The following is a 2423-nucleotide window of genomic DNA, read 5'->3' as shown; positions in this document are numbered from 1 at the left end:
AGCACCAGTCTCCCGACCAGAGCGTCGCTATCCGCCAGAGGCGCAACACGCGATACGGGTGGGTGGCTAGCCCTTACCCGACCGGGACTTTCACCCGGCAAGAAGCGCCAAGCTTCGCTTGGCGCACCAACGCCAAAGTTTTATGGATTTCTCGAGACATGCTTTTATGACACCCAAAGCCAGCGCTCAGCCGACCGAAAAACTCGCAGCGTTTTTTGGGTTGGGCTGTAGCGCCTCGTGATACGCCCGGCATGGGCATGAACTAATGGGGTGAAAGTCCCCTGTAGGAGGATCACCGCCTGGTCTCTGATCAGGTGAGAACGACTAGCGAAGGGCAAGGGCCGAGCCGCAAGGCAAGGTCTGAAGGAAGCCTGGAACAAATCTGCGAGCCTACGAACAGAAACGTCATCGAAGGCTGAGCCCGAGGGCGAGCTAGCCACAGAGAGCGAAGCCCAGTGATCCGACGTCGGTACGGTAAATGGCGAGGTTGTGCAGAGAACGTTCATGTCGCAAATCCTAAGGAGATCTGTCTTGCGAGCGGTCCGTGTGGCTATGGGAGTCGAACTGAGGCCCAGTCCGAAAGGGCTGGAATTGCCATCGAACCCTACGGGTGCTGTGGTCGCCAGGGGAGCCGGACTGAGGGCCAGTGCGAAAGCGCTGGAATCGCCACCGGACCCTACCGTGACTCGGGCAGCGCGTCGGGTGGCAACGCTCGGCGTGACGGGACAGAAGTCAGCCGAGGCCATAGTAGCCGTGCAACCGTGGAGCGGGCGCGTGGCGAAGGGCCGAACATGAGAAGTCAAGGCGGAGCCGTGGATGGCTCGCCCCTGTCGACGAACCCGCTTGGGGGAGACATGGGGCGGCGCGATGCGTTGCTGCCAGCCTTGCACGACGACCTGATGGAGCGGGTGCTGGCGAGCGAGAACCTGCGACGGGCATGGATGCGCGTGAAGGCCAACAAAGATGCGCCCGGTATGGATGGGATGCGCATCAAGGACTTTCCCGAGTTCGCACGTTCGAGCCTGCCGGCGATCCGCCAAGCCCTGCGCGAGGGCACCTACCGGCCGCAGCTGGTCAGGCGGGTGACGATTCCCAAGCCGAACGGTGGCGAGCGTCTGCTTGGCATCCCGACGGTGATGGATCGCGTTATCCAATAAGCCATCGCGCAAGTGCTGGGGCCGATCTTCGATCCAGAGTTTTCGGATGCGAGCGTCGGCTTCCGACCAGGGCGCTCCGCCCATGGAGCACTGAGGTGGGTACAAGCCCATATCGGTGACGGTTTCCGCATCGCGGTCGACCTGGACTTGGCGAAGTTCTTCGACAGGGTTCAGCACGACGTCCTGATGGCCCGCGTGGGTCGGAAGGTGCGCGACAAGCGGCGGCTGGCGCTGATCGGTGCGTACCTGCGGGCGGGTGTCTTGGTTGGGGAAACCATCGAAGCAACGGAGATTGGTACGCCGCAAGGCGGGCCACTGTCGCCGTTGCTGGCCAATATCCTGTTGGATGACCTGGACAAGGAACTGGAGCGACGGGGGCATCGGTTCGTCCGCTATGCGGACGACCGGCTGATCCTCGTCCGAAGCCACCGTGCGGGCGAGCACGTCATGGCGAGCGTGTCTCGCGACCTGACCGGCACGCTCAAGCGGATGGTCAATGAGCAGAAGAGCCGCGTGGTCAAGACCGACGACGACGTGTTCCTGGGATTCACCTTCCGGGGCAAGAAACTGCGCTGGTCCGAGCGCGCCTACCAAGACTTCCGCCACCGGCTGCGTAAGCTGACCGGGCGGAGTTGGGGCGTGTCCATGGACTATCGGCTCATGAAGCTCTCCGAATACGTCCGTGGTTGGATGGGCTACTTCGGCATCTCGGACTATTACCGGCCGATCCCCGAGCTGGACCACTGGCTGCGGCGACGCATCCGCATGTGCTACTGGAAGCAGTGGCGCGGGGTGCGCAATCGCATTCGCCAGTTGAGAGCGCTGGGGACACGGATACGCACCGCGATCTGGACGGGCATGAGCTCGAAGAGCTACTGGCATTTGTCCCGCTCGCTGGGCACGCAAACCGGGATGACCAATGACTGGTTGAAAGACCAGGGCTTGATCAGCATTCGCGATCAGTGGATGAAAGCGCATGGCTAGGCCTGAAGTCCTTGTGTGCTTCCTTCTCGTGAACCGCCTAGTGCGGACCCGCAGGCTAGGTGGTGTGGGAGGGCGGGCTAAACACCCGCCCTTACCCGATTAGGCGATTGATGCAGAGTTGATTCAGTGCCTGGAAAATAATCCCATCCAGACCCGAATGGTACTAATTTAAGGCATAAACAACTGAAAAAGAAAGGCAGATGTTCACAGTTACAACGGGGTAGAGTGGCCGTGTGATCCCACCATCAGCCCGAGGAGTCTCACGAATGAGAGATGCGCACT

2 protein-coding genes are annotated in these 2423 nt (G+C 61.2%); both read left to right on the top strand.

Features of this window, described 5'->3' with window-relative positions; translation table 11 throughout:
* Positions 1-791: 791 nt before the first annotated feature.
* Positions 792-1157: a reverse transcriptase family protein gene (locus CKO36_RS20000; protein WP_242469741.1), complete on the top strand. Its 366-nt coding sequence runs from the start codon at positions 792-794 to the stop codon at positions 1155-1157.
* A 12-nt stretch (positions 1158-1169) separates the two neighbouring features.
* A complete protein-coding gene (locus tag CKO36_RS18750) occupies positions 1170-2141 on the top strand; it encodes a reverse transcriptase domain-containing protein (RefSeq protein ID WP_338053525.1) in 972 nt (323 codons plus the stop codon).
* Positions 2142-2423: the final 282 nt, after the last annotated feature.

This window comes from Rhabdochromatium marinum, from assembly GCF_016583795.1.
GTDB lineage: Bacteria > Pseudomonadota > Gammaproteobacteria > Chromatiales > Chromatiaceae > Rhabdochromatium > Rhabdochromatium marinum.
The sequence above is the reverse complement of the archived record's forward strand: the minus strand, read 5'-3'. Positions and strand labels throughout refer to the sequence as shown.